Origin of the sequence: Solibacillus ferritrahens, assembly GCF_037027585.1 — a bacterium.
Lineage (GTDB): Bacteria > Bacillota > Bacilli > Bacillales_A > Planococcaceae > Solibacillus > Solibacillus ferritrahens.
The window spans coordinates 102,363-127,084 of record NZ_JAXCLE010000010.1; the positions used below are offsets into that span (position 1 = coordinate 102,363).

At 36.1% G+C, this 24,722-nt stretch carries 25 protein-coding genes; 19 read left to right on the forward strand and 6 right to left on the reverse strand.

Annotated features, from left to right (window positions below; genetic code table 11):
* Positions 1–172 precede the first annotated feature (172 nt).
* Entirely contained in the window at positions 173–811 is a 639-nt protein-coding gene (locus SNE38_RS11515; protein ID WP_336046532.1) for an FMN-dependent NADH-azoreductase, read from the forward strand.
* A gap of 53 nt (positions 812–864) precedes the next feature.
* Here SNE38_RS11515 and SNE38_RS11520 read toward each other — a convergent pair whose 3' ends face one another.
* Positions 865–1,389, reverse strand: coding sequence for a YceI family protein (locus SNE38_RS11520; RefSeq protein ID WP_191704289.1), 525 nt, complete (start codon positions 1,387–1,389; stop codon positions 865–867).
* A gap of 179 nt (positions 1,390–1,568) precedes the next feature.
* Here SNE38_RS11520 and SNE38_RS11525 point away from each other — a divergent pair, with 179 nt between their 5' ends.
* From SNE38_RS11525 to SNE38_RS11580, 12 genes are all read left to right on the forward strand, one after another.
* Complete coding sequence (locus SNE38_RS11525; protein WP_191704290.1) at positions 1,569–1,874, forward strand: winged helix-turn-helix transcriptional regulator; 306 nt, start codon at positions 1,569–1,571, stop codon at positions 1,872–1,874.
* A gap of 85 nt (positions 1,875–1,959) precedes the next feature.
* Positions 1,960–2,871, forward strand: coding sequence for a UDP-N-acetylmuramate dehydrogenase (murB, locus tag SNE38_RS11530; protein ID WP_191704328.1), 912 nt, complete (start codon positions 1,960–1,962; stop codon positions 2,869–2,871).
* 167 nt (positions 2,872–3,038) lie between these two features.
* Entirely contained in the window at positions 3,039–3,797 is a 759-nt protein-coding gene (locus SNE38_RS11535) for an exodeoxyribonuclease III (RefSeq protein WP_336046533.1), read from the forward strand.
* Between the two features lie 80 nt (positions 3,798–3,877).
* Positions 3,878–6,289 carry a penicillin acylase family protein gene (locus SNE38_RS11540; protein WP_191704292.1) on the forward strand — a complete coding sequence of 804 codons (2,412 nt, stop codon included), beginning with the start codon at positions 3,878–3,880 and terminating at the stop codon, positions 6,287–6,289.
* 123 nt (positions 6,290–6,412) lie between these two features.
* Positions 6,413–6,754, forward strand: coding sequence for an ArsR/SmtB family transcription factor (locus SNE38_RS11545; protein ID WP_225223815.1), 342 nt, complete (start codon positions 6,413–6,415; stop codon positions 6,752–6,754).
* 5 nt (positions 6,755–6,759) lie between these two features.
* Positions 6,760–8,874: a heavy metal translocating P-type ATPase gene (locus tag SNE38_RS11550; protein WP_336046534.1), complete on the forward strand. Its 2,115-nt coding sequence runs from the start codon at positions 6,760–6,762 to the stop codon at positions 8,872–8,874.
* Between the two features lie 120 nt (positions 8,875–8,994).
* Positions 8,995–9,276, forward strand: coding sequence for a late competence development ComFB family protein (locus tag SNE38_RS11555; protein ID WP_191704294.1), 282 nt, complete (start codon positions 8,995–8,997; stop codon positions 9,274–9,276).
* Between the two features lie 198 nt (positions 9,277–9,474).
* The gene (mntR, locus tag SNE38_RS11560) at positions 9,475–9,894 is read left to right on the forward strand and encodes a transcriptional regulator MntR (protein ID WP_191704295.1); all 420 of its coding nucleotides are present in this window, start codon (positions 9,475–9,477) and stop codon (positions 9,892–9,894) included.
* Positions 9,895–9,920: 26 nt separating this feature from the next.
* Entirely contained in the window at positions 9,921–10,784 is an 864-nt protein-coding gene (locus tag SNE38_RS11565; RefSeq protein ID WP_191704296.1) for a CvfB family protein, read from the forward strand.
* 140 nt (positions 10,785–10,924) lie between these two features.
* The gene (locus tag SNE38_RS11570; protein ID WP_191704297.1) at positions 10,925–11,845 is read left to right on the forward strand and encodes a DUF1002 domain-containing protein; all 921 of its coding nucleotides are present in this window, start codon (positions 10,925–10,927) and stop codon (positions 11,843–11,845) included.
* 93 nt (positions 11,846–11,938) lie between these two features.
* Complete coding sequence (locus SNE38_RS11575) at positions 11,939–12,220, forward strand: GNAT family N-acetyltransferase (protein ID WP_191704298.1); 282 nt, start codon at positions 11,939–11,941, stop codon at positions 12,218–12,220.
* 334 nt (positions 12,221–12,554) lie between these two features.
* Positions 12,555–12,959: a 3-oxoacyl-ACP reductase gene (locus tag SNE38_RS11580; RefSeq protein WP_191704299.1), complete on the forward strand. Its 405-nt coding sequence runs from the start codon at positions 12,555–12,557 to the stop codon at positions 12,957–12,959.
* 85 nt (positions 12,960–13,044) lie between these two features.
* Here the strand turns inward: SNE38_RS11580 and SNE38_RS11585 are convergent, their stop codons facing one another.
* Both SNE38_RS11585 and SNE38_RS11590 read right to left on the reverse strand, forming a co-directional pair.
* Positions 13,045–14,565 carry a succinate CoA transferase gene (locus SNE38_RS11585; RefSeq protein ID WP_191704300.1) on the reverse strand — a complete coding sequence of 507 codons (1,521 nt, stop codon included), beginning with the start codon at positions 14,563–14,565 and terminating at the stop codon, positions 13,045–13,047.
* A gap of 343 nt (positions 14,566–14,908) precedes the next feature.
* Complete coding sequence (locus tag SNE38_RS11590) at positions 14,909–15,496, reverse strand: LytR/AlgR family response regulator transcription factor (RefSeq protein WP_336046535.1); 588 nt, start codon at positions 15,494–15,496, stop codon at positions 14,909–14,911.
* A 552-nt stretch (positions 15,497–16,048) separates the two neighbouring features.
* Here SNE38_RS11590 and SNE38_RS11595 point away from each other — a divergent pair.
* From SNE38_RS11595 to SNE38_RS11605, 3 genes are all read left to right on the forward strand, one after another.
* Complete coding sequence (locus tag SNE38_RS11595; protein WP_191704302.1) at positions 16,049–16,843, forward strand: helix-turn-helix transcriptional regulator; 795 nt, start codon at positions 16,049–16,051, stop codon at positions 16,841–16,843.
* A 283-nt stretch (positions 16,844–17,126) separates the two neighbouring features.
* Positions 17,127–17,381, forward strand: a complete 255-nt coding sequence (locus tag SNE38_RS11600) for a hypothetical protein (protein ID WP_191704303.1) — start codon at positions 17,127–17,129, stop codon at positions 17,379–17,381.
* Positions 17,382–17,406: 25 nt separating this feature from the next.
* Positions 17,407–18,291 (forward strand): M15 family metallopeptidase, encoded by an 885-nt coding sequence (locus SNE38_RS11605; protein WP_336046536.1) that lies wholly within the window; start codon positions 17,407–17,409, stop codon positions 18,289–18,291.
* A gap of 39 nt (positions 18,292–18,330) precedes the next feature.
* On the opposite strand, the gene cls is transcribed toward SNE38_RS11605, so the two are convergent.
* Entirely contained in the window at positions 18,331–19,746 is a 1,416-nt protein-coding gene (gene cls, locus SNE38_RS11610; protein ID WP_336046537.1) for a cardiolipin synthase, read from the reverse strand.
* A 145-nt stretch (positions 19,747–19,891) separates the two neighbouring features.
* Positions 19,892–20,692, reverse strand: coding sequence for a YwqG family protein (locus SNE38_RS11615; RefSeq protein ID WP_191704305.1), 801 nt, complete (start codon positions 20,690–20,692; stop codon positions 19,892–19,894).
* 399 nt (positions 20,693–21,091) lie between these two features.
* Here SNE38_RS11615 and SNE38_RS11620 point away from each other — a divergent pair, with 399 nt between their 5' ends.
* Positions 21,092–21,229, forward strand: a complete 138-nt coding sequence (locus SNE38_RS11620; protein ID WP_336046538.1) for an Lmo0850 family protein — start codon at positions 21,092–21,094, stop codon at positions 21,227–21,229.
* A gap of 85 nt (positions 21,230–21,314) precedes the next feature.
* Here SNE38_RS11620 and SNE38_RS11625 read toward each other — a convergent pair whose 3' ends face one another.
* Entirely contained in the window at positions 21,315–22,505 is a 1,191-nt protein-coding gene (locus tag SNE38_RS11625) for an FtsW/RodA/SpoVE family cell cycle protein (protein WP_191704307.1), read from the reverse strand.
* 286 nt (positions 22,506–22,791) lie between these two features.
* Here SNE38_RS11625 and SNE38_RS11630 point away from each other — a divergent pair, with 286 nt between their 5' ends.
* Positions 22,792–23,541, forward strand: a complete 750-nt coding sequence (locus SNE38_RS11630; RefSeq protein ID WP_191704308.1) for a hypothetical protein — start codon at positions 22,792–22,794, stop codon at positions 23,539–23,541.
* A 97-nt stretch (positions 23,542–23,638) separates the two neighbouring features.
* Complete coding sequence (locus SNE38_RS11635) at positions 23,639–24,712, forward strand: D-alanine--D-alanine ligase (protein WP_191704309.1); 1,074 nt, start codon at positions 23,639–23,641, stop codon at positions 24,710–24,712.
* Positions 24,713–24,722: the final 10 nt, after the last annotated feature.

Genomic DNA, 24,722 nt, shown 5'->3' on the forward strand with positions numbered 1-24,722 from the left:
GCTCCCAAACGTAAAGTGCCATCTTATATTCAGTCAAAAGTATGAGGGTATTCATGTTGATTTTCTTTGAATATTATTTTATTATATTAAAGTACCTCGAATTTGAGATGTTTAAAAATAAGATAAAAATTCAAAAAATAAATAAACTAATTTAGTAGGGAGCAATAAAAAAATGACAAACGTATTAGTAGTAAAAGCAAATAACCGCCCAGATGGTGTATCAACTAAAATGTATGAAACTTTCATGGCTGAAGTAGGTACTGTACAAGGTGTAAACGTAACAACTTTTGATGTATTTGAAGAAAACATGCCGTATTTTGGTCAGGAATTATTCAACGCATTCGGTAAAGCACAAGTGGGTGAAGAATTATCGGCAATTGAGGCAGGTTCTTTAGCTGCTTTCAATAAATCACGTGAAGCATTAACAGCTGCAGATGTAGTTGTATTTGCATTCCCATTATGGAACTTAACAATCCCAGCTGCATTACAATCATTCATTGATTACACATACGGTGCTGGATATACATTCAAATATAACGAACAAGGTCAATTAGTAAGCTTAATGACGGACAAAAAATATATCGTATTAAATGCACGTGGCGGTATTTACTCTTCGCCTGAAGCAGCTCCATCTGAAATGTCAGTAAACTATATTAACGCAGTTATTGGCGGCGTATATGGTATGGAAAAAATTGATGAAGTAATTATTGAAGGTCACGCTTCTAATCCGGCAGGTGCAGAACAAATTATTTCTGATGGTTTAGAGAAAGTAAAAGCTGCAGCTAAAAACTTAGCGAAAGTAACAGCATAATTTTATAGTTTTATTGGAAAAAGGGGGCTCATCATATGGTGAGCGCCCCTTTTTTAGTTTTTATTTAATTGTAATTCGACGGAAATTTTTACTTGCTCAGAGATTAAAAGTCCCCCCGATTCAAGTGAGTCATTGTATGTTAAATTGAAATCGCTTCTATTGATCTCGGTTTGGCAAGTATAGCCGTATGTATCGATATCCCATGGATTTTTGATACAACCATTATATATTACCTCGAAAGTAACTGGCCGTGTAACATCTTTAATGGTTAAATCTCCATGTAGTTTAATTTGATTATTGTCGCTTATAACTTCTTTACTTATAAATGTAATCTTAGGATAACGATCAGCATTAAAGAAATCTGCGGAAATTAAATGTTGATCCCTTGAAATGTCCCGTGTATTAATACTCGCTACATCTATATCAAAGCGTATATAAGAATCATTAAACTCTTCTATTTTACTCGCCTCTATATGAGCAGCAAAAGAATCAAATGTACCATGTACATTTGTAATCATCATGTGTTTAATGGAAAAATTAATTGATGAATGAAAAAAATCTACCGAATAAGTCGTCATAGTTTCACCTCAAATTTATTACAATATGTTAATTCCATCATAAAATAGAAGATATTTTTTTACAACATGAATTAAGTTCTAAGTAAGCTACTTACTTTTCGTAATCTATAAAAGGTGGTAATATAATATTAAGGAGTTAAATAAAGTTTATTTTAAGCAATAAATTTGAGGTGAAAAAAATGAAGGAATCAGCATTATGTCCACGTTTGTCCAAGGCTATGGAACTTGTAGGAAAACGGTGGACAGCTTTAATTATTTATCAACTATTGGAAGGTCCGCAACGTTTTAATGCGATTGAATCAGCATTGCCGATAAGTGGAAGATTATTGTCGGAACGTTTAAAGGAACTTGAAAAAGAGGGCATTGTTGAACGAAAAGTATTTTCCGAAGTCCCGATTCGTGTGGAATATAATTTAACAAAAAAAGGCCAATCACTTGAACAAACGGTTAGAGAAATTGAAAATTGGGCGAAAAGTTGGTTATAAATCATATTGTTTTACTTGTAAAAAGCGCGTCAAAAACAGATACTAAAAAGGTATGTCAGCTTTTGAGGAAAGGAAAATGGCTTTTATGACAATTCAACAATGGGAAAATGATTTATTACAGTGGATACCTTCAAATAATATAAAAACAAATGAAACGTTAAAAAAATATACGATGACAAAACTTGGAGGTAAGGCAGATATTCTCGTGCTACCAGAAACTGAAGAACAAGCAGCAGCTGTTGTAAAGTATGCATCTGAAAATAATGTGCCCCTGTTGATGCTGGGGAATGGCTCTAACATGGTTGTACGTGATGGCGGTGTCCGCGGAATCGTCCTTCACTTTGCCTTATTGGATGAAATTCGTATTGAGGGCAATATTGTCTATGCTCAAAGTGGAGCTTTAATTAAGGAAGTATCAAAGCAAGTAGCAGCGAAAAGCTTAACAGGTTTCGAATTTGCATGTGGAATACCAGGATCAATTGGTGGTGCAATGGCTATGAACGCCGGAGCATATGGTGGAGAAATTAAAGACGTTGTTATAGCCTGTACGATTTTAACGCCTGAAGGTGAGCGGATTGTATTGAACAATGAGCAGCTGGAGCTTTCCTACCGCAAAAGCATTATTGCTAAAAAAGGTTATTATGTATTGTCTGCTACATTTGAATTAGCGCAAGGCGATCAACAAGAAATCGATGATAAAATTGCAGACCTAACATTTCAGCGTGAATCAAAACAGCCACTTGAATACCCGTCAGCAGGCAGTGTATTTAAACGTCCACCCGGTTACTTCGCAGGTAAATTAATTCAGGATAGTGAATTGCAGGGGAAAGGCATTGGCGGAGCAGAGGTTTCTACAAAGCATGCCGGATTTATCGTAAATAAAAACAATGCAACAGCTAAAGACTATATTGAAACAATTCAAATGGTACAGCGTGTCGTGAAGGATAAGTTCGATATCGATTTAGAGATGGAAGTAAAAATCGTCGGTGAGGATTAATCTTGGTAGATAAAAAGACTTCAACTCGTGCTAATTCGGCACGGGTTATCTTTTTGTGGATAAGAAAGCGATAAGATGTGTTTTTACTAAAACATTTCCTTACTAATCATATTGGCAGAAATGGTATCAATTATAAATCAGCATATAACATAGGGGGAGCACAAAAGATGAAATTCATTTCGTGGAATGTAAATGGTATACGCGCATGTGTTAATAAAGGCTTTTTAGATTATTTTCATGAAATGCAAGCTGACTTTTTCTGTATTCAAGAAACTAAATGTCAGGAAGGACAAATTGACCTTCAATTGAAAGGATATTATCAGTATTGGCATTCAGCAGTAAAAAAGGGGTATGCAGGTACAGCAGTATTTACGAAACATAAACCATTGGCGGTATTTTATGGTATTGAAAATGAAATTGCACCTGATGAGGGGCGTATTATTACATTAGAATACGAGAATTTTTATTTAGTAAATACTTACACACCGAACGCAAAACGTGATTTAACACGCTTAATAGAACGTCTCCTTTGGGAAGACCGTATGGCGAATTATTTAAGGGAACTTGATGCAAAAAAGCCCGTCATTTATTGTGGGGATTTAAATGTTGCACACGGCGAGCTTGATATAAAAAACGTCAAATCCAATATTGGCAATTCCGGATTTACATATGAAGAGCGAGGTAAAATGACCGACTTACTTGACAGTGGATTTACAGATACATTCCGCCATTTCCACCCGAATGAAACGGATCATTATACGTGGTGGAGCTATATGGCAAAAGTGCGTGAGCGAAATATTGGATGGCGAATTGATTACTTTATTATTTCGAACCGCCTCGTTGAACAAATTGAAGAAGCGTCCATACATTTTCAAGTTTTAGGTAGCGATCATTGCCCTATCGTATTAAAATTAAAAACAGTGTAAGATAAAGAGAATTATAGAAAACTATTTTTTGTAAAGCAGAAATCACACTTTGCAAAATACAAGATAAAGAGGTGGATTTAATGGCACAACAGGCGACAAAGGCAAAAGGGCGCAAAATTGTTAACATTGTCATTTGGACAATTGGGATTTTAATTGTTCTGGGCGGTTCAGCAGTTGCTGGGTTACATTTATACGTATCTAACTCGAAGCCTTTAATTGAAGGTGAGAAGATTGTTACGATTTTAGATGAAGATGTAGAAGTTACGAGGGATGGTGTAGGGGTTCCTCATATTGAGGCGAAGTCAGATGCAGATCTTTATCGCGCTCAGGGCTATGTCCAAGCGCAGGATCGTTTATTCCAAATGGATTTAGCTCGTCGTCAGGCAAGCGGTACTTTAGCGGAAGTTGTTGGTGCATCTGCAGTTAATACCGATAAATTTTTCCGTACATTCAGCTTGCGTCATGCAGCAGAAAATTCATGGGAAGATTATGATGCGGGATCTAAGCAAATTTTAGAATGGTATACAGAAGGTGTAAATGCTTTTATTGATGAAGTAAAAGGGACTAGCAAGCTTACCTATGAATTTAAGCTGCTTGGTTATACACCAGAAGCCTGGACACCAATTGATTCATTGGTAATAGGAAAATATATGGCATACGACCTTGGTGGGAACTGGAATCAACAAGCATTCCGTTCATGGGCGTTACAAAATTATACAGAAGAGCAGGCTAAAGAATTATTTGTAGAATACCCGGAAAATGCAAAGTCAATTATTGAGGCAAATTTAAATATAGAAACGGATATTACGACTGCCTTTACAACAGATTATTTACCTCAGGAATTTAACGGAAGTAACAACTGGGTAATTGGCGGGAAGTTTACGAAATCAGGGAAACCGCTACTTGCGGATGACCCACATCTAGGCTTAGGTACGCCATCTGTTTGGTATCAAATGCACTTAAAATCCCCTGAACAAAATGTGAGCGGTGTTATTTTTGCGGGAATTCCAGGCATTATTTTAGGACATAACGAACAAATTGCATGGGGAGTTACGAATGTAAATCCTGATGTACAGGATCTATATATCGAAACTCCAAACCCGGAAAATCCATATCAATTTGAATATGATGGTAAATGGGAAGATGCAACTGTTCGAGAAGAACCTATAAAAGTAAAAGACGGTAAAACGATTGACTTCGAAGTAGTGGAAACACGTCATGGTCCAATCATTTCAAACATAATGCTAAAGGAAACAGAAGTTAAAGAGCAGTTTTCAATGCAGTGGACAGCGCTTCAATCCACACAGGAATTAAAAGCAGTATTAGGCTTCAATAAAGCAACAAATTGGGAGGAGTTTGAAGTTGCATTAGAAGACTTCAAAGCACCCGCACAAAACTTTGTATTTGCTTCAACAGACGGTACGATTGCCTATAAAGCCAATGGTTTAGTGCCGATTCGTAAACAAGGTACAGGGGCATTACCGGTACCAGGGAATTCTTCTGAATACGGTTGGGAAAGCTATATTCCATTTGATGAGTTACCGACTGTCATTAATCCAGAAGAAGGTTATATTGCGACAGCAAACAATCAAATAGTAGGCGAAGAATATCCATATCATATTTCCAACCTTTGGGCACAGCCATATCGTTATGAACGTATTGTGGAAATGATTGAAACACCTGTTTATAACGACGAGACGGGAGAATTATTAAAGCTAACAGCTGCGGAAATGAAAGGGATGCAAATGGATAAGAAAAACTTGCATGCCGCAGAGTTTTTACCAAGCCTACTGGAAACGATTAAAGCGCAGGATACAGAGGGCAAATATAAAAAGGTTATTACACTATTGGAAGAGTGGGAGTATTATGATGATAAAGAGCAGGGTGCACCGCTCGTATATCACTTCCTAATTGAAAATATGGAAAATGCCTTATTTAAAGATGCGATGCCAGAAGATGTCTTCAAATTAATGCCAGGAAAATCTCAGATTACCGATCAAATGCTTCGTGATGCATATGCCGGCAATCCAGGGGTATGGATTACAGAAGAAGGCGGCTTAGATCAATTCGTTTATACTGCATTTGAAGATGCTGTAACGAAAATTGAAGGTAAATTTGGTACAGCAGTTTCAAAATGGAAATGGGGAAGTTACAATAAATTAACTTTCAGCCATCCATTAGCAAGTGCATCTGACTTCTTAGCAGATTACGTAAATCCAGAAAGGCTGGCAGTAGGCGGTTCGAGTGTAACAGTTCAGGCTGCTTCAGAAGACGGAAACGGAAATGTGAAGCATGGTGCATCTTGGCGCTTTGTAGCTGATTTAAATAATTTATCTACAGCGCATCATATTGTTGGTCCTGGTCAAAGCGGGCATATGAAGTCGAAATGGTATGACAATCAAGTATCAAATTGGGTATATGGTCGTTATCACAAAACTAATATCGATGGCACTATTAATACGAGATACGAGTTGATTTTGAAAGCCGAATAACAAGAGTGAAAAACCTTCCTTTTATTAAAGGGAGGTTTTTTTTTACATTCAAACAATCATTTGAATGTAAAAAGTGCATAAGCTATAATACATTCAAACCAATATTTGAATGAGGTGCGGAAATTGAAGGATACTTGTGATGTAACAAAGGTAAATGAGGAAGCATTGGAAGCTGTAAAAGAGCAAATGCCCGATCTTTCCAGGTTAGCAAAATTTTTAAAGGCACTTGCAGATGAAACCCGTCTGAAAATTACATTTGCATTGACAATAGAAAAGCGACTTTGTGTATGTGATGTAGCAGCAATCATCGGTATGAGTACAGCAACAGCTTCCCACCACTTACGTTATTTAAAAGAGCATGGTTTGGCAAAGTCTACACGTGTAGGGAAATTAGTATATTATTCGTTAGCAGATGACCATGTGCATCAAATTGTCATGATTGCTTATGAACATTCAAAGGAGTGAATCGCATGGTGACAAAAACAGAACAGTATCGCTTGGAAAATTTGTCCTGTGCAAACTGTGCTGCAAAATTTGAGCGAAACTTAAGGGGAATTGATTCGGTTGAAGATGTACTTTTGAATTTCGGTGCAGCCAAGCTAACGGTAACAGGTGAAGTAACAATTGATCAACTAGAAGCTGCAGGAGCTTTTGATGGAATTAAAGTTGTCCGCGCAAATGAGCGATTAATGGTAGAAACGATACCGTTTTATAAGCGTCGAGAAAATAAACTTGCTGCATTTTCATTATTATTTGTATTAGTTGGAATCCTTTGCAGTTACATATTTCAGGAGGGACACATTATCGTAAATAGTCTTTATGCGGTCGCCATCGTTGTAGGAGGCTATGCTACTTTCCTAACGGGGATAAAGAACTTATTCCATTTGGAATTCGATATGAAGACATTAATAACAATTGCGATAATCGGAGCGGCCATTATAGGCGAATGGCAAGAGGCTGCAATTGTCGTATTTCTCTTTGCGGTAAGTGAAGCTTTGGAAGCATATTCGATGAATAAAGCCCGCCAATCCATTTCCCAATTAATCGATTTGGCGCCAGATACAGCGACTATTAGGCAAGCGCATGATGGGCACTCTGATGAAAGAGAAGTCCCAACTGATATGATTCAAGTTGGGGATATTTTAATTGTTAAACCAGGACAGAAAATTGCTATGGATGGTGTCGTAGTTACTGGTACTTCCACCGTCAATCAAGCAGCGATTACAGGTGAACCAATCCCTATTGCCAAACAGATTGGGGATGCAGTATTTGCGGGGACAATAAATGAAGCAGGTGCCTTAGAGGTAAAAGTGACCAAACGGGTAGAAGATACAACGATTGCTAAGATTATTCATTTAGTTGAAGAAGCACAGGCTGAAAAAGCACCATCACAAAAGTTTGTTGACCGGTTTGCAAAATATTATACGCCAGCAATTATAGTTGTTGCATTATTAGTAACGATTGTACCGAGCATCATAACGGGCGATTGGCTACATTGGGTTTATCAAGGTTTGGCAGTCTTGGTTGTAGGGTGTCCGTGTGCGCTTGTAATTTCAACACCTGTTGCTATCGTCACTGCAATTGGTAATGCCGCTCGCAACGGTGTATTAATTAAGGGTGAGGTTTATTTAGAGGAATTGGCCCGCATTAAAGCAGTTGCTTTTGATAAAACTGGAACTTTAACAAAAGGTCAACCAGAGGTAATGGCAATTGAAATGGAAGATGATAAAAATACGGATATATTACTCGCAAAAGTAGCCGCTGTCGAAAAAAAATCACAGCATCCTTTAGCCCGAGCAATTTTAGCGAAAGCTTTTGATAAAAAGATTCTTATTCCCGATGCTGTTGATTTTCAGTCAGTGACAGGAAAAGGTGCCTATGCATCGGTAAATGGTGAAGTAATTTATGTAGGAAGTGTGAAATGGATTCAATCAATTGTGCCTATTTCCAAGTACTTATTACAAAAAGTTGAACAGCATGCATCAAGCGGTCATTCGGTAATCGTAGCTGCAAATGAGAAACGCATTTTAGGTGTTTTATCGATTGCCGATCAACTTAGACCGGAAAGTAAAGAAGTCATTGCAGCACTGCACGAAAATGATATTCAGCATACTGTAATGCTGACAGGTGATGAATCATTAACAGCAGAAAAAATTGCAGGGCAACTTCAGATCGATGACGTAAGAGCAAACCTTTTGCCGCAGTCCAAGTTACAGGCAATGAAGGACTTGCAACAACAATATCATTTCGTCGCAATGGTTGGAGATGGGGTAAATGACGCGCCTGCCTTAGCATCAGCTAATATCGGGATAGCAATGGGAGGAGCAGGAACTGACGCAGCACTTGAGACAGCCCAAATTGTTTTTATGGCAGATGACCTTACAAAACTACCGTATACGATGAAGTTGAGTAAAAAAGCAATGAAAATAATTAAACAAAATATTACGTTCGCACTCGGATTGAAACTTCTTGCGCTTTTACTTATTATACCTGGGTGGTTGACCTTATGGATTGCAATCTTTGCTGATATGGGTGCGACATTGCTAGTTATTTTAAATGCATTACGCTTACTGAAAATTAATTAGACTAAAAAGGTATATAGAGTAAAGATAAGAGTCAAAGGAACTAGCTCTTGAGTTATTTTTATTAAAGTTATATTATTAAAGTTATATTACTGAAAAGAGGCGGAAGGTCTAAATATCAAAATGTCAAATATAAAATTAGTAAATGTTACAGAAGAGATTGTAAGAGGAATTGTAAGTTTTTTGTTGCATGGCGTGGAATACCAGACATTTTGTCACTGCAAACAATGTGAAATGGATGTAGCTGCCATAGCATTGAATTCTTTACCTGCTCGATATGTCGCTTCAGAAGAATCCAGAGATGCTGCATTCAACCAAATGAACACACCTGAAAGTATTGAAGAAATCAACAAACAAATTATCCGTGCACTTCATCTCGTCAATCGATACCCAAGTCATCCATAATTCCTTGGGGGAAAATCAATGATATGTATAAATTATGTAGCTGTATGGCAACCTTTAACATAGATTTAAAATAAGAGGGTATTCAATTAGGGACAAACTAATTCGAATAACCCTTTTTTAACGTTCACTGTTTTCAGTTAACTTTTTGTATGAAATTGTAGTAAACTTAAAGGAGCAATTGAAAGAGAGGGAACAGTTATGCCAACACCTAGCATGGAGGACCACATTGAACAAATTTATTTATTGATAGAAAATAAAGGGTATGCTCGTGTGTCCGATATCGCAGAAGCTTTATCTGTTCTACCTTCCTCCGTTACGAAAATGGTGCAGAAATTAGATAAAGATGGATATTTACTGTATGAGAAATATAGAGGCTTAACATTGACGCCAAAAGGGCAAAAATTAGGAAAGCGACTTGTTCAACGACATGACTTGCTGGAACAATTCTTGCGTTTAATTGGGGTAAATGAAGAACATATTTATGAAGATGTCGAAGGTATCGAACATCATTTAAGTTGGAATTCGATTGATCGTATTGCCGATTTAGTACAGCTTTTAGAAGAAGAGCCGGACATGACAAGGAAGCTAGAAGAAATGAAATCAAATCATAATATGTAATGATTGACGAGAAAAAGGAGAATATCATGAATCAATTAATTAAATCAGGACAAGTAGTGGAATTAACTGTATTAGAGGAACAAGGATCACGATATGTATTAACTAACGGTGATTTAGAAATCCCATTAAACGCTTCTGATGTAATAGAGACGGTAGCGATTGGGGATATAGTAAAGGTTTTCTTATATGCGGACAGACGTGGAGATCTTCAAGCGACAACAGCAATTCCCCATATTACAGAAGCAGATTATGGTTGGGCACGCGTTTTAAAAGTTACAAAAGAAGGTGCATTTTGCGATATTGGCACATCTCGTGAAGTTTTAGTCCGTGCAGAAGATTTACCAGCTATTTCCGAAGTATGGCCGGAGTCAGGCGACCATTTGTACATGACATTGCGTACAGATCGCAACGGTGATTTGTTTGGTCGTTTAGTTACAGAAGAAAAGGTAAATGACATGTATGAGGGTGCTGAAGCAGAGCTGTTCAATAAAAACATTACAGCTCGCCCATATCGTCTATTACCAGTAGGGTCATTTTTACTGGGTGTTGAAAAACCTTATCGTATATTCGTACATGAGTCAGAAATGAAAGCTGAACCTCGCTTAGGACAAGATGTACAGGTACGAATTATTGATGTGAAGGAAGATGGATCACTAAACGGATCATTTTTACCTCGAAAGCATGAACGCTTAGGAGAAGATGCAGAAAAAATCTTCGCTTATTTAGAAAGCATCGGTGGTAAAATGCCGTTCGGAGATAAGTCAACACCGGAAGAAATTACGGAAATGTTCAAAATGAGTAAAGGCTCGTTTAAACGTGCACTTGGTACATTAATGAAAGCACGTAAAATTACACAAAAAGATGGCTGGACGGAAATCGTCAGAGATTAAATACGTTCTTTGAAAAGTAAAAGGTGAGATAAATTTTGCAACCTTTTACTTTTTTTATTCGTATTAATAGAGAATGTATATGAAATTAGGACAAGATTAGGTGAAAATGGGAATATACATTTAAAAAGGGGGATTTAATAATGAAACAAAAATGGATTGCATTAGTTGCGACGTTTGCACTATTAATCTCGGTAGTATTACCATTGAATGCGTCTGCAGCAACAACTGATCAAAAAAATCCAATCAATGAAAAATTAGGGGTGCCAATCGTAGTTTATGGATCGAATTTATCCGAGAGTGAAAAAGAGATTGTAAAAACTGCTTTGCGTGTCTCTCAAGAAACAGAAGTTGATGAAATTACCATATCAGGACAAGATTTAGCTAAATATATAAAAGACAGCAACCCTAGTTCCCGCATGTTCTCATCTGCTAAAATTACGCGTCAAGATGCAGGGAAAGGATTGACAATTAGCATAGTTACTCCAAATGATATTACACAAGTAACATCAGAAATGTATGCAAGCGCAATGTTAACTGCAGGTATTGAAGACGCGATTGTAGAAATTGCAGCACCAAAACCAGTAACAGGTCACTCTGCGTTAGTGGGAATTTATAAAGCTTATGAAGTAAAAACAGGCGAAACATTGGATATTGAACGTACAGATGTTGCTAATGATGAATTGTCAGTTGCCACTTCACTTGCCGAGTCAGCAGGTGTTACAGATGAACAGGTAGCAGAGCTATTAACACAAATTAAAAAAGAGATTGCTGAAAACAAGCCGGCTACCAAAGAGGAAGTTCAACAAATTGTTGAAGAACAATTGGATAAGCTGCAAATTAATTTAAGTGAGAAAGACCGTCAATTATTAGTGGATTTAATGGACCGTATCAGTAATCTAAATATTGATTTTAGTAAACTATCTTCGCAGCTTTCAGATTTAACTGCAAAATTTGATGAAACTTTCGGCGGTATTTTAGAAGATGAAGGATTCTGGCAAGGTGTCAAAAACTTTTTCACTAATTTAATCGATACGATTTCATCTTGGTTTAAGAAAGAATAGTACTATTTAAAAGCGCTCATGATTGGGTGCTTTTATTTTTCAAGAAAATTCAAACTATGATATATTATTGTGAATAGTAAAGGAGGGGAAATGATGGAATTTACGTACAAAGACCACGGAAATAACAATGGAGCTTTTGAATATGAAGTGAACGGGGAACGTCTAGCGGAGATTACTTGGGTGTTACGCGATGGGGTCATGGTTATGGATCATACGTATGTATCAAATGAGTTGCGCGGTCAAGGGGTAGCTAAAAAACTTTTGGATGAAGCGGCAAACTATGCCCGAGAAAATAATTATAAGATGAAAGCCCTTTGCTCATATGTCGTATCTTCATTTGATAATAGTGATGCATATGATGATGTAAAAGTATAAAAAATGCAAAAACACGAATTCCCACTGTGGTGGGGAATCGTGTTTTTCTTTATACATATTAAATAAAATTAATTTTTGATTAAAAGCCGACAAAAAGTGAAATTATAAAAGTAATGACTCCAGAGACGCCAAGAAGAGTGAGCATTTCAGTGCCTTTGTATGTAATTTCCTTTTTTTGGATCATAGTCAACACCCCTTTATTTTGCTTTATTACTTATTAATATCCGTTTTTTGGATTTTTTAATCCTAAATAGTTAAGGTTTTAAAAGAAATTCACAGGGTATATTAGTAATATGAATGGAAAACAAAATCAAATGATATTGGAGGTAATATTATGGCTAAATTAAAAGGTAAAGGTGTTGTAATGGCGGGTTTAATAGCTGGAGCAGCGTCTTTCTTAAGTAAGAAAGAAAACCGTGATAAAGCAATGGATTATTTAAATAAAGCAAAAGGTAAAGTAGATGAAAAGGGTGGCATGCAAGGTTTAATGCAGAAAGCCCAAGAAAAAGTAACCGGTAACGATGCGGCCCATTCTCCAATTACGAAAGATCTGAATACGAATATTGCTAAGTCTGCCTCTGTCGGAAAAGATGACTATGAGGAAGAAACGTTGGAAGAAGTTGCAATGACAGCCGGAGATGTTGCCGATCATACTTTAGAAGGTAACCAAATGGTTGAAGAAGGCGCTCAAACAACAACGGATTATTACAATGAAGAGCAGGATAAACGTTCTAAATAAATAATTAAAAACTATAGCAACAAAAAAAGGGTTTGTCTGAATAGTCATAAAGACTTTCAGACAAACCCTATATGTGTGCATGAAATTAAGATTTAGCTACTTCTTTTTTCATTGTTTTATTTTTAGCAAGGTTTACGTGCCAAGAAAGAGCTTCCTCTAAAATGTGAGGAGTTTGCGCGCCGCCTGTAGCTTCGTAAGCGCGGTTGTAGTAATCCCATAATTGATCTTTGAAATCTGGGTGTGCACAGTTTTCGATGATTAACTTAACACGCTCTTGTGGAGCAAGTCCGCGTAAGTCCGCGATACCTTGTTCAGTTACGATTACGTCTACATCATGCTCAGTGTGGTCTACGTGAGAAACCATCGGTACGATTGAAGAAATCGCGCCGCCTTTTGCATATGATTTCGTTACGAAGATACCAAGACGAGCGTTACGTGCGAAGTCACCAGAACCGCCGATACCATTCATCATTTTTGTACCTGAAACGTGTGTAGAGTTTACGTTACCATAGATGTCCAACTCAAGAGCAGTGTTGATTGAGATTAAGCCCAAACGACGGATAAGCTCTGGGTGGTTAGAAATTTCCTGTGGACGTAAGCAAATTTTATCAGCATACTTTTCTAAGTTGCCGTATACTTTTTTCTGTAATTCTTCAGTAAGTGTAATTGATGTTGCAGCTGCAAAGCGAACTTTACCAGCGTCAATTAAGTTGAATACAGCGTCTTGTAATACTTCAGAAGCTACTACTAAGTTTTCGAATTCTGAATCAGCAAAACCGTCAAGTACAGCATTAGCTACAGAACCTACACCAGATTGTAATGGCATTAATTCATTTGTTAAACGACCAGCTTTGATTTCATCGCGGAAGAAGTCTAATAAGATGTTTGCCATGTTTTGAGTTTCCTCATCTGGAGGAACGATTAATGAAGGAGCGTCTGGCTCTTCAGAAATAACGATTGCTTGAATTTTGTCTAAATCTACGCGAATACCAATTTCACCAATACGTTGCTCAGCATTTGTCATTGGAATAGCATCACGCTTACCTTGTTCACCTGGAACGTAAATATCGTGAATACCGATTAATGCTTCTGGATGTGAGATATTTAATTCGATAATAATGTTCTCAGCATACTCAGCAAAAATTGGCGAGTTACCTACAGAGTTTGATGGAATAATTAATCCATCTTCTGTAATAGCTACAGCTTCTAAAATTAAGTGCTTGATAGGGCCGATAATTCCTTGGCGCACTAACTCAGCATTATGAGAAAGGTGAGCGTCTACATAAGAAATTTCGCCTTTGTTAATTAAACCGCGCATTACTGCATCTCCCTGGAAAGGACCGCGTTTGTTAATAACACCAGCAGCAGCTAAATGGTTATCAACTTCAGGACCTAATGAAGCCCCTGTATATACATCAATTTTAATTTTTTCATTTTTAGCGCGCTCAACTAAAGCCATTGGTACTACTTTAGCATCCCCTGCACGTGTGAATCCGGACATCCCTACTACTGTACCGTTTTCGATTAAAGCAGCTGCTTGTTCAGCTGTTACAATTTTATCTGCTAACCCTTTTAAACCTAAACGTTTCTCAACTCGTGGATCCATTTAAAAATCCTCCCCTAAAAAAGTTTTTTAATCGTTTGATTAATCAGAAAATAATATTAGAATTTTCTGTTTTTTTAACCAGGTACTAAACTGGCATTTACGTTAATAATATCACCAAATTGTCACAATAACTTCACACATAGCATAAAAGCGCTTAAAAGACGATTATTCGAGAACTATAAAGTTTAAAGTAGATAAATTCGCTTTTAAGGTTAATTTATTTGTGTTGGTAATGAGCAGATTTTTACAATTAATATAAAAAAGTGCTTGAAAAGGGGAAAGCAATCAGTTTAAAAAAAGATAAAAGCGACTTGTTATAAACAAGTCGCTTAGTAAATTTCGTTTAGAATCCTAAAGAGCGGCGGAAGTAGCTGGCATAGCGTTGGATTTCTTCAATATAATCGATGTTCACGATATATGAACGGTGGCATCGAATAAATGAATCAGGTGCCAAGAACAGCTCCAAGTCACTTAGATTCAAACGGTGGTAGCCTTCGCGTTGCATCGTTTTAACAAAAGTTTTACGTAATTGAGTTTCCAGATAGATAACCTGATTATGTTTAATTGGGTACCAACAATCATCAATTTTCACTGTAATATAATTTGTTAAGAACGGTGAGGGCTTTTGAGGGAAAATGGCCGTAATGGCACCTTTTGTTTCACCTTCTTCGATGAGGGGAATGCTCATTCCGTAATAAGGAACCCCGAATACATCCGATTCAATGTAAGAATTAATCTTCTGACCATACGTTAATGCTTTGTAAGCTGCTGAACCTTCTTTAATTGGGTCACCTGGCTTAATTTTTAAATCTACTTTTTTGCTTGGTTGGTAGTAAATGTACTCATTCGTATCTGAAATAGCAATGGAAGTATTTTCAGGGAAAAATTCTTTAATGACTTCCATAATTTCTTCTATTTGTTTTGGTTCCACTTTATAACACCTCTTTATAAGCATTTTATACAATTATGAACTATTTTGCTACATATTAAAAGAGATTAAGGTTAAGAAGATTTTTTTTATAAATAATTAGTTTTTACATAAAAGTAAAGTGAATTTTATTGGAAATATTTATTGGCTAAATGTATTCCATTTATAATCTAAAAAAGGTTTGATTTACTAGTAATATAAATTCATTTACGGATACTATTTCTAAAAAAGGGAAGTATCATAATCATTTAGAACTATACTGAATGTTAAAATTAGGTTGAAAGAAAAAGTTAGAATATGTTAATATTCACTATAGTTACTAATAAATGCACAATTATATACGAAATATATTATAGTTAATTAAACTCTAATACGTATAAATAATTACTTCACATAATAATTTGTAAAATTTATTAAAGAAATTTTAGCAGATTGGATGGAGCGGTAGGCATCTCTATCTGCAATGTAAGGACAATATCACGTACTTTTTGTATTTGAGTTGTCTTTCTAAGTTAAGAAACAGAATGTCTATTCTGAAGAAAGATGGGGTAATTTATGCAACTACATCAGTATTCGATTTCGGAAACAATTTCAAAGCGCTACTTTCAGGAGATTGACAATATTAATCAATACGCAGGTATTGAGGATTTTTTTGTGTTGGAATCTCGATTAATTTTTGAAATTTATCATTTAGAAGCAACAAAGGCGAAAAAGACACTACATGAAATAATAGACATTTTATCTGCACGCTTTGGAAAACAAGTGATAAAAGTAGTACGTTCATATTTTGTTACTTTATCTTCAATTGTGGCACGTAAGCTGTTGGACAACCAAGTTCCATCTAAAAAAGCATTTGCCTTTAACTTAGCATGTGCGGATATGGTAGAAAACAAAATGAAAGATGCCGAGTTTCTACAATTTGCGGATGATTTAGTAGAATTTTATGTATACTTTATCGCTGATCGTAAACAGCCAACATTCCGTCACCAGACAGTAAACAAAGTGATTATGTACATAAATGATGAGCTCGAAAATGATCTTACAGTTGAAAGTATTGCAGCAAACTTCCATATTAGTACGAGTCATCTATCTCGAATATTCCGTGAGCATGTTGGTATAACATTGGTGGAATATTTAAATGTTCGTCGAGTAGAAGAATCTCAATATTATTTGCGCCATACAAATAAGAGCATTACATCAATTTCTGAACAATTCCATTTTTGTAATCAAAGCTACTTCACAAGAATATTTAAGAAATATACTGGTGTAACACCGAAACATTTCCGTGATGAGTTGCATCATGAATTTTTCCGCTTTGAAATGGCTGAAATCGTATATGAAAATGTATGATGTTTTAAATTTACAACGTAAAATTATAATCAACTTATTCAAAAAATCATGTTTTTGACAGGAAGGTTTTAATAATAAATTTCAGAAAAAAAAGAAAAATATTTCAAAACTCTGCATGGTATATAGTGTTACATGTAGAGTTTTTCTTTTGTTAAAATGAAACAAATGATTAAGATTTTCAAAATTGATTCTCAATCAAACTAGTTTTATACTAACTAGAGATTAAAAAATAGGTTGCCTTAATTGAATAGTGAATTTGCAATCATAGTTTAAGGAGAGAAACATGAAAAAGTATGAAAAAGCAATATCGCTCGTATTAGTAGCAGGAGCAAGTTTATCTGCATTGTTTTTTATAGTAAAACAAAATATGGAAGCAGCGATTTTATCAATGACAATTATGTTTACGTTTACGAATTTTTTCCGTGCAAGGACATTTAAAGAAAAAGGTCATGAAAAAGAAGCAAAATGGATGCGTAATATGTCTACTTTGTTTGCGGTTTTAACGATTGTCGTATTATTAGTAATTCTCAACGGATAACATTAGAAGAAGAAGGCGAACTTTAATGAACCAAAAAGCAAAAAGAAAGAGCCCTATCGTATTGATTTTTTCCATATCCATCATATTATTGATTGCGATTTTAGGCACTATTTATTATAAATATAATACCGCTCAGTCAAGCACGCTCGAGGAACCTGTCGTCCCATCGGAGCAGGAGGAAAAAACTGAACCAGATAACACATCTAATCCTTCACAACTGGAAGGTAACGATAACTCTGGTATAAAGCCACAGGAGGAAAAACCTCTTTCTTTGCCAGGTGAGCAAAAAGAAGAACCGAATGGAGATAAGTCGGAAACACCTTCAACAGACACTAAAGAAGAAGTAATACTTGAAAATGGCTATATTGTAGGACAAGAACCTGCAACAGACCCTACTTATGTAAAAGGGGTTTTAATAGTAAATAAAAAAATACCTCTTCCAGCATCATATAATAAAGGTGAGGATTCCAAGGCGCGCTCAGCATTTGACAAAATGGCTGGAGCTGCTAAGGGAGAAGGAATAGAGCTAGTTGCATTTAGTGGCTTCCGTTCTTATGAGTACCAAAAGACATTATATGATCGTTATGTAAAAAGAGACGGTAAAGATGCTGCTGACCGATACAGTGCAAGACCGGGGTATTCCGAACACCAAACAGGCTTAGCCTTTGATATTGGCGAAAAGGGTCAAGAGGATTTATGGTTGACGAATGCTTTCGGTGAAACAAAAGCAGGGCAATGGTTAGCTCAAAATTCTCATAAATTCGGATTTATATTGCGTTACCCTAAAGGTAAGGAGCAAATTACCGGCTTTATGCATGAGTCTTGGCATTTCCGTTATTTAGAGGGCGATTTAGCAACAAAGGTTTATGAAGCAGGAGTTACATTGGAAGAATATTTAGGGATAAATTAAAAAAAATGGGGTGTGCTGTTCATAAGCACATCCCATTTTTTATAAGATTGGTGATAACAACCGTGATATCGATTCTCTGAATTTAGTGTAGTTCGACCGGTTTTTATAAAGCTCCAATGTAAGCTCGGAGCAATCCATTATGTCACTTTCAAATATTTCTGCAAGGCGGTGGGCCAATGCGCGGTCATAGATAAGTGCGTTAACTTCAAAGTTTAAACTAAAACTTCGTACATCAATATTGGCTGTTCCGACAGAAGCAATCTCATCATCAACGACAATCGTTTTGGCATGAATAAAGCCTTTTTCATAATGATATACTTTGGCGCCTGCTTCAACAAGTGGGCCTACATATGAATAAGTTGCCCAGTAGACAAACATGTGGTCCGGCTTATTTGGAATCATGATGCGTACATCAATACCTGAGAGAGCTGCGATACGGATGGCATCAAAAAATGATTCATCTGGAATGAAATACGGGGACTGTATGTACACGTATTTTTTTGCATTTGCTATTAAATGCAAGTAATTATTTTTGATTACTTCCCATTCTGTATCAGGTCCGCTTGAAATAATTTGAAGGGCGGCCGTTCCTTTTTGCGGAATAATGGGAAAATAACGCTCTGCATAGATAAGATCTTTTTTGGCACTCGCCTGATTCCAATCCAAAATGAACCGTGTCTGTAATGGATGGACAGCACTTCCTTCAATACGCAGATGGGTATCCCGCCAGTATCCGAATCGATCGGATAGCCCTAAATATTCGTCCCCTACGTTAAACCCACCTATATAGCCAATTCGACCATCTATAACAGCGATTTTACGATGATTTCGGAAGTTTAATCGAGGATTGATTAAAGGGAGGATAGATGGGAAAAACACTTCTACTTCCCCGCCAGCTTCAATCAGCTCTTTAAAATGACGTTTGCGAGTGCCACGGGAGCCCATCTCATCAAATAGAACCCGTACCTGTACACCTTGCTTTGCCTTTTTTATTAACGCATTTATAATTCTTTGCCCTAAATTATCCAATTTAAAAATATAATATTGAATGTGGATATGATTTTTTGCGTGGTTTATATCACTGATAAGTGACTCGAACTTGTCACTGCCATCTTCGAAAATCTTAATATCATTATCTTGGGTTAAAACGGCATTACTTGTTTTTAAATTCATATACATAAGGCGGGTATAATTTCTTATATGTTCTGTGCGCAGCTCCAACTCATTATTTTCTATTGTTTCAATTTGATAATAGATTAGTTGTTCAATTCCAATATCTTTTCTTCCATCCCACCGGAATAAGTGCTTTTTCCTCAATTGTCTTCCCAATAATAAATAGAGAAAAAATCCAACAAACGGGAGGAAAAAAAGAACAAGTAACCATGCCCAAGTGGATGAAGGCTTTTTGCGCTCTAGAAAGATAACGGTTAAAGCAAAAATAATATTTAAAAACATTATAATAGGAAATAAAAAATAGCCTTGAATAATAGCGTTCAAAAAGTTCACCTACTTTCCTTCTCTCCTTCATTATATCGTATGAAGGCTAAACAAAAAAAGAAACACTCGACAATTCTATAAGAGCGAGTGTATCTTAATTTTCTTAATATTCCTCCACATGGAAGTATATATCCGAGAAATCACATTGCGCTAATTTTTCCGAGTTGATAAAGAAGCTAATAATCCCGCTATCTCCCCACATTATATTTTGTTCATCGTTAGAAACGATTTGTAGCAATAATGTATCATAATGCTGCAAATACATAGAGGTTTTTCGGAAATCCTGGTGAATAAAATAAGGGTAGCCTCCGATTTTATGTTCAGCTGCTAAATAACTTTCTAAATAAACATCTTCGAATGAACGGTCATCCAATGTAATAGATGCATTCATCATTTCAGGGTTGAAATAATTATGTAGCCGATAATCCATGGCTGATACGGGTTCAAACTGAGTAGTAGGGAGAAGCTTCATTTCATGTTGAATGGGAAAATTATTTAAGTCTACGTATTCTAAATAGGTGAAATCATGAATAAATTGATTATAGTGCCCAATATCAGGGATATATTGAACTTTAAAATGACAATAATCCGAATGGAATTTTACTTTCTCATAACATTGTTGAGCAATATAAAATTGTAAAATACCATCCTTAGGAAATGGGTGACCTAGCTTTATTTCCGAGAAATTTAGTTGTGCCAAAAAAAGCATATATCGATTCTGTCTATCTTTTGGATGCTCCATTTCATGTGTTAAAAACGGTAGCCCTGCAAATTTACTCTCATGTAAAAACGCCGGCTGCATTACTGGTTTTAATATGGCTACCTGTTCAGCAGAGTGACTTAAACTCGTATGGAAATTAATTAACTCCTTAGGGATAAATATATTCTTATCTAAATGTGCCATTTGATGTCCCTCCTTTTGAAGTAATTCTATTCGAAATAGTCAATATTACTCCAAAATTGTTCGTGATAATAACACTATTTCCACTTGTAAAATTTGCTAAACATGCCTAAAATTTAAATACAATTTGTTTTTAATATGTATATAATAAACATTTGTTAAAAATAAATAAATTCCCTTGTAAACGAGTAAATTTTCACAAAAAATCAGTTAAGGGGGTTTATTTAATTTGCGAAAAGGTTAAGTTTAACTATATTTAACTTTTGTAACGAAACTGAAAAATAAAAATAAGCTATTCCATGATACCATAGAGAAGTAGAAGGTCTGACCTTTGAAAATTGAAACTTTTAAAACATAAAATCGTTATATATATTAGAATAGGAAAGTTTGAGGTGTAATCAAATGGCGAAAGAGATTGATTTAAAGCGTATTGTTACAAACTTATCAAAAATAGGTGTTACGGCGACAGTTACGAAATCTCGTCTTGAGCTTTTAAAAGTTTTAACACCACCAACACAAACTCCACAAACACAAAATTAAAGAAATTCAGGTAGGATGAAAGTTATCTTCATCCTACCTGAATTTCTAAGTAGTAGAGGACCCTTTAAAAACGGGTCCTTTCATTTTATTCATTGTCGGGATCATTTGTAGTAAACATATACGTGCGGTAATGAAATTTCATACTGTACACGAGTCCGATTGCAAGAGCGTTCCCCATCATTGAACTTCCTCCGTAACTAATGAAAGGTAATGGAATCCCTGTGATAGGTAATAGTTGTATCGTCATCCCGATGTTTTCAAATACATGGAACGTAATCATGGCAATAATACCTGCACATACATAAGTACAAAATGGATCTTTAAGTAACAGCGTCATTTTCGTTAAATGGTAAATTAACAAAAAGTATAAGCAAATAACAGCACTCGCACCAACAAAGCCCCATTCTTCACCAATTACTGCGAAAATAAAGTCTGTATGGTTTTCTGCAACATATACTTCACGTGCCATAAATCCTTTTCCGAAAATTTCTCCAGAACCGATTGCATTTAGTGAGGTAATTAAATGATAGCCGTCTGAAGTTGCATATGAATACGGATCCAACCAAGAATAAATACGTGCAAATTGATATGGCTGGAATCCAAAAGCTTTTTCAAGGAAATCCTGCATGTAAAGTGCCATCCATAATAGGGAACCCCCTATAACAGCAGCACCACCGAAAAGAGGTAGAATAATCTTCCAAGTTACTCCTCCCACAATAACAAGTGCTGCGGTAATCGCGAAAAATACTAATCCTGAACCTAAGTCAGGCTGCAACATAATTAAGGAAAGAGGCACAATAAGTGTTGCTGCAATTTTACCGAGTAACATGAAATCCGATTTGATCGTTTTGATTTGGTATCTTTCGTTATGCTTACTTATTAAATAAGCAGTAGCTAAAATGAAAAATGTTTTCATGAACTCAGCGGGTTGAATGCTTCCGATTGGTGTTTCAAACCAACTTTGAGCACCATTTCGCTCGACGGTAATACCAGTCGATGTTGGAATTGCAACCACTGCAATTAATAGTAAGAGTCCAAAACCGTATAATGGCCATGCCAGTTTTTTGTATTGATCCGGATCAAAGTACATGACAAATGCGACTATAAAGGCAAAGATTGCATAGTTAAGTATTTGTCGAGGGACAAAGTTTGTTACGTATTGCCCGGAAGTTTGCGCAGACGCAATAGCCAGTAAGCTTACACCAAAAAATATGAATAGGATAGTTGTAAGCGGCCAGTCGAAGCGCTTATTAAAATTATAATTGTTTGTATCCATTCTTTTCACCTTAAGTTATTAAATTTAACCCATCTAGGGGTTAGAAGATACCAACAAATTGAAGGCATTTAATATGAGAACGGGTTAAATAAATTACCAATTCCGGAAAGTATCTTGCATAAAATATAGCAATATTTTAAGCTTTATTAACTTTATCATATTCTTTGAAAAATTACTTTAGTAACTCCAATTTAAAAGTTCGACGAAACATATGAGAAAATGTTTCATATTTGAATAAGAAGTCATATAATAATCATATTATTCATGTTAAAGGGGCGTGCAAGCTGTGGCAAAAAAAATGAAGTCTGCTGAAGATTTTATGCATCATTTATATGTCCATATGAACGATGTAGAAAATTTTGTTATTTATAGTGGGCTTACACTGAGGGGATTTATGACTTCAGTAGAACCAGTAAAGAATGTTTTGCTATTAAGGCACGCCTATGACAATGGCTCTTTTAACATGCATACACAATTTGATTTTGTTACTAATGAAGATATGCGGGATTTTTTGAAAAGAGAAAGCGACTTAAAGCAGGATATATGCTGGGTAGATTTCGCGGCAGAGAAAAATGTCAATGCATTGACGCCGCTGGAACAGGCGGAGCTTCTCTATTTAAGTCATAAGCGTGAACCATTAGCATCACCCTTTTTTAGTAAGCTTCAAAATCGTTACGCTTATTATTCATCTGTGGCAGACAAAATGACAAAAGTATATTACCGTTTCATTGGCGACTCTGAAATACTCATATCGAATTTATTTAATCAAATGATAAGAGAAAAAGAAGGAGGAGGAAGTTTTTGGAGAAGAAAGAGCAAAAATAATTCCCCTACAATTGATCCTTCCACATTAAGATTATATAGATCATTTGCAAAAGAGGGTGCATTACTTTCGTTATATAAATTAGATAAGCCAAATGCCCATTATGCAATTGAAGTTCGAGTGTTAAGTGACTATGATTATCCGGATGAAGTTTGGGATGATTTAGATGAAATATTAAAACAAGGCTATGATGAATTAATACAAATTAGTTAACACTCACAGCGAACCAGGCAGTGAGTGTTTTTTATCCGACTTCAGCGTACGACGGATTCGTGATAAAATAACGTTAGTAAAAATGGAGGACAAAAGAATGAAAAAAAGAATCGGTTTATTATATGGTGGTAAGTCTGCCGAGCATGAAGTATCACTTTCTACTGCAAAGGCAGTAACGCAAGCGGTAGATTTTAATGAGTTTGACGTCTTTCCGATTTTTATTACATTAAAGGGTGAATGGCGTGTTGGACCTCAATTAACTGAACCCGCTCAAACAATTGAACAATTACAATTTACAACGACTTCAGAGCAGTCTGAAAATAATATAACGCAATTTATAAATACCCATATGGAAAATCCATTCGATGTAGTTTTCCCATTATTGCACGGAACGAATGGCGAAGATGGGACTGTGCAGGGCCTTTTGGAAGTTTTGAATATTCCGTATGTAGGAAATAGTGTACTTGGTTCTGCAGCAGGTATGGATAAAGTGGTAATGAAACAGTTATTTGAAATGGCAAATTTACCCCAAGTACCATATGAATTTTTTATTCGTAGTGAATGGGAACGAGAAAAGGCAGCATGGATAAAAAAATGCGAAAAAACTCTCGGCTATCCTATGTTTGTAAAACCGGCTAACCTTGGATCTAGCGTTGGAATTAGTAAAGCTACCAATGCAGAAGAGTTGGAAAAAGCGGTTCAGTTCGCATTGCAATATGATCGAAAAATTGTCATTGAACAAGGTATTAAGGCACGCGAAATTGAGCTTGCCGTTTTAGGGAATGATACTCCGAACGTTTCTGTAGCGGGTGAGATTAAGCCTATGACAGAGTTTTATGATTATGATTCAAAATATAAAGACGGCTCTACAGCGTTGATTATTCCGGCCGAGTTACAAGCAAATGTCTATACAGACTTAGTGGATATGGCGAAAAGAGCGTTTAAAGCGATTGATGGAGCAGGTTTAGTCAGAGCGGATTTCTTCGTAACGGATAACAATGACATTTTCATTAACGAAGTGAATACGATGCCAGGCTTTACACCGGTAAGTATGTATCCTTTGTTATGGCAGCATACAGATGTACCATATCCTCAACTAGTTAAAGAACTTATTAACTTAGCATTAGAGCGCCATACTGAAAAACAACAGCTTCAATACAATAGAGATTGAGTGGGATAAA

What these genes read in the sequence shown, in the direction of transcription:
- SNE38_RS11570 (WP_191704297.1), top strand. Translation starts at nt 10,925, where the DNA reads ATGAAACAAAAATGGATTGCATTAGTTGCGACGTTTGCACTATTAATC.
- SNE38_RS11625 (WP_191704307.1), bottom strand. Translation starts at nt 22,505, where the DNA reads ATGGATACAAACAATTATAATTTTAATAAGCGCTTCGACTGGCCGCTT.
- SNE38_RS11615 (WP_191704305.1), bottom strand. Translation starts at nt 20,692, where the DNA reads ATGGCACATTTAGATAAGAATATATTTATCCCTAAGGAGTTAATTAAT.
- SNE38_RS11585 (WP_191704300.1), bottom strand. Translation starts at nt 14,565, where the DNA reads ATGGATCCACGAGTTGAGAAACGTTTAGGTTTAAAAGGGTTAGCAGAT.
- SNE38_RS11600 (WP_191704303.1), top strand. Translation starts at nt 17,127, where the DNA reads ATGAAAAAGTATGAAAAAGCAATATCGCTCGTATTAGTAGCAGGAGCA.
- SNE38_RS11565 (WP_191704296.1), top strand. Translation starts at nt 9,921, where the DNA reads ATGAATCAATTAATTAAATCAGGACAAGTAGTGGAATTAACTGTATTA.
- SNE38_RS11575 (WP_191704298.1), top strand. Translation starts at nt 11,939, where the DNA reads ATGGAATTTACGTACAAAGACCACGGAAATAACAATGGAGCTTTTGAA.
- SNE38_RS11595 (WP_191704302.1), top strand. Translation starts at nt 16,049, where the DNA reads ATGCAACTACATCAGTATTCGATTTCGGAAACAATTTCAAAGCGCTAC.
- murB (WP_191704328.1), top strand. Translation starts at nt 1,960, where the DNA reads ATGACAATTCAACAATGGGAAAATGATTTATTACAGTGGATACCTTCA.
- mntR (WP_191704295.1), top strand. Translation starts at nt 9,475, where the DNA reads ATGCCAACACCTAGCATGGAGGACCACATTGAACAAATTTATTTATTG.
- SNE38_RS11515 (WP_336046532.1), top strand. Translation starts at nt 173, where the DNA reads ATGACAAACGTATTAGTAGTAAAAGCAAATAACCGCCCAGATGGTGTA.
- SNE38_RS11550 (WP_336046534.1), top strand. Translation starts at nt 6,760, where the DNA reads ATGGTGACAAAAACAGAACAGTATCGCTTGGAAAATTTGTCCTGTGCA.
- cls (WP_336046537.1), bottom strand. Translation starts at nt 19,746, where the DNA reads ATGTTTTTAAATATTATTTTTGCTTTAACCGTTATCTTTCTAGAGCGC.
- SNE38_RS11635 (WP_191704309.1), top strand. Translation starts at nt 23,639, where the DNA reads ATGAAAAAAAGAATCGGTTTATTATATGGTGGTAAGTCTGCCGAGCAT.
- SNE38_RS11520 (WP_191704289.1), bottom strand. Translation starts at nt 1,389, where the DNA reads ATGACGACTTATTCGGTAGATTTTTTTCATTCATCAATTAATTTTTCC.
- SNE38_RS11620 (WP_336046538.1), top strand. Translation starts at nt 21,092, where the DNA reads ATGGCGAAAGAGATTGATTTAAAGCGTATTGTTACAAACTTATCAAAA.
- SNE38_RS11525 (WP_191704290.1), top strand. Translation starts at nt 1,569, where the DNA reads ATGAAGGAATCAGCATTATGTCCACGTTTGTCCAAGGCTATGGAACTT.
- SNE38_RS11580 (WP_191704299.1), top strand. Translation starts at nt 12,555, where the DNA reads ATGGCTAAATTAAAAGGTAAAGGTGTTGTAATGGCGGGTTTAATAGCT.
- SNE38_RS11535 (WP_336046533.1), top strand. Translation starts at nt 3,039, where the DNA reads ATGAAATTCATTTCGTGGAATGTAAATGGTATACGCGCATGTGTTAAT.
- SNE38_RS11540 (WP_191704292.1), top strand. Translation starts at nt 3,878, where the DNA reads ATGGCACAACAGGCGACAAAGGCAAAAGGGCGCAAAATTGTTAACATT.
- SNE38_RS11605 (WP_336046536.1), top strand. Translation starts at nt 17,407, where the DNA reads ATGAACCAAAAAGCAAAAAGAAAGAGCCCTATCGTATTGATTTTTTCC.
- SNE38_RS11555 (WP_191704294.1), top strand. Translation starts at nt 8,995, where the DNA reads ATGTCAAATATAAAATTAGTAAATGTTACAGAAGAGATTGTAAGAGGA.